This is a genomic window from Microcystis aeruginosa NIES-4325 (genome assembly GCF_008974145.1).
GTDB classification, from domain to species: Bacteria; Cyanobacteriota; Cyanobacteriia; order Cyanobacteriales; family Microcystaceae; genus Microcystis; species Microcystis aeruginosa_G.
In genome coordinates, this window is sequence record NZ_BJKP01000086.1 from 1 (window position 1) to 1529 (window position 1529).

2 protein-coding genes and 1 pseudogene are annotated in these 1529 nt (G+C 35.3%); all 3 read left to right on the forward strand.

Annotated features, from left to right (window positions below):
• Positions 1-172 (forward strand): annotated as a pseudogene (locus tag MiAbW_RS19050) (IS4 family transposase); the annotation flags it as partial.
• 219 nt (positions 173-391) lie between these two features.
• On the forward strand, positions 392-988 hold the full coding sequence (locus MiAbW_RS19055) for a GTPase (protein ID WP_151697344.1): 597 nt from the start codon (positions 392-394) through the stop codon (positions 986-988).
• The gene (locus MiAbW_RS19060; protein WP_151697345.1) at positions 966-1208 is read left to right on the forward strand and encodes a hypothetical protein; all 243 of its coding nucleotides are present in this window, start codon (positions 966-968) and stop codon (positions 1206-1208) included. Before MiAbW_RS19055 ends, MiAbW_RS19060 begins: the two co-directional genes overlap by 23 nt.
• The last annotated feature ends 321 nt before the right edge of the window (positions 1209-1529 follow it).

The following is a 1529-nucleotide window of genomic DNA, read 5'->3' on the forward strand; positions in this document are numbered from 1 at the left end:
GACTGGCTTGTGGCTTCATCAACTTGATCCGATTCGGCTCAAAAAACATGGTCGTCCTAGCCAAAGTCTTTTTCGCTTAGGTTTTGACCATCTTCGTCATCTGATTCTTAACCCTTCTTTGCCCAATTATCGAGATTTTCTTCATTCCCTACCATTTTTGTCCTGTACTTAGGGTTTTAGCTGGTGTGCCAGTTATGTAGAATGTGGTCGTAAACAACTTTGCGCTCATATCTTACGCATTATTCGTAAACCAGGCAATTTCTTTGATATTTATCTAAAGGACAAGAATCTACTCCCTTTAGATGAGCAAAATCAATGTAGCCAGGTACTTGGTGAAAAAATAGCTTTTCATTAAAAGTTTTTGCCCTATTAACTCAACTTAGGAACAACCATGAAAAAAACAGAAATAAAATTTACTTATGTTTACTCTCAATTCGATGACATCGTAGAAGAGTTTCAAAAATTTCTTAAAAAATGCGATCAAGAAGAATCCAAACAGTATTCTCAAAATTTGAAAAAAGAATCTAAATTGATTCGAGAAAATCTTATGCTTCAGATCGCTTTTATTGGTCAATATAGTGCAGGAAAATCCACAATTATTTCTGCTTTAACAGGGTATAAAAGCATCAAAATTGGTTCCGATATAACAACGGACAAAGCAACTTCCTATGTTTGGCAAGGAATCAAGTTAGTGGACACCCCTGGCATTGGAACTGAACGCCGCGATCATGATGAAGTAACCTATGAAGCAATTAAGCAAGCTGATTTGCTGATTTTTTGCACCACTCATATGCTTCTTGATGATCACATTGTCGAGCATTTTAAAAACTTAGCCTATGAAAAACAATATGCTCACAAAATGATGCTGGTTTTTAATAAGCTATCAGCCGAAGCTGGTGATGATGATCAAAAAATTGAAAATTATCGCTCTAGTATTGCTCAAGCATTACATCATCACAGCTTGAATGATTTTCCTATTTTTTTTTGATGCTAAAGACTACATTGAAGGCATTAATGATAATAATGAAGTTTTAATTGATTTAAGTCGTTTTTCTGATTTTATTAGTGAGCTTAACCAATTTATCAAAGATAAGGATAAACTTGCTCAATTAGATACTCCAATTCGTCGCGTACTAGATGATGTTTTGGAGGTGAAGCAGTGGTTTGTTAATAATCCCCAGCAAGATCAAATCACTTTTGATACCTGAAATCGTTTATCAAGAAGAGTCCGTGAAGCTCATCAGAGATTGCAGACAGAAGTACGAAAAATTTTCTTCAATGCTAATAATCAAGTTTTTACTTTAGGTAATGATCTAGCGAATGATCTAATTAGGGCTTGCTGAAAAAGCCTGAAATGCCGATAGGAAAAAGGTTTCGACTCAATAAAGTCGAGAAAAAAAGACCAAAAAAAGGTAAAATACACTAAAAGCCAAGCACTTTTTTTCATTCAGTACAGATGTATCGTATATCGACCGCAACTCCATCAGAACCCGAATCATTTGAACTGCCCTTTGGCGGAAAACTATCAG

Excerpts from the sequence above, each read along its gene's own strand:
- MiAbW_RS19055 (WP_151697344.1), top strand. The coding sequence starts at position 392 with ATGAAAAAAACAGAAATAAAATTTACTTATGTTTACTCTCAATTCGAT.
- MiAbW_RS19060 (WP_151697345.1), top strand. The coding sequence starts at position 966 with ATGATTTTCCTATTTTTTTTTGATGCTAAAGACTACATTGAAGGCATT.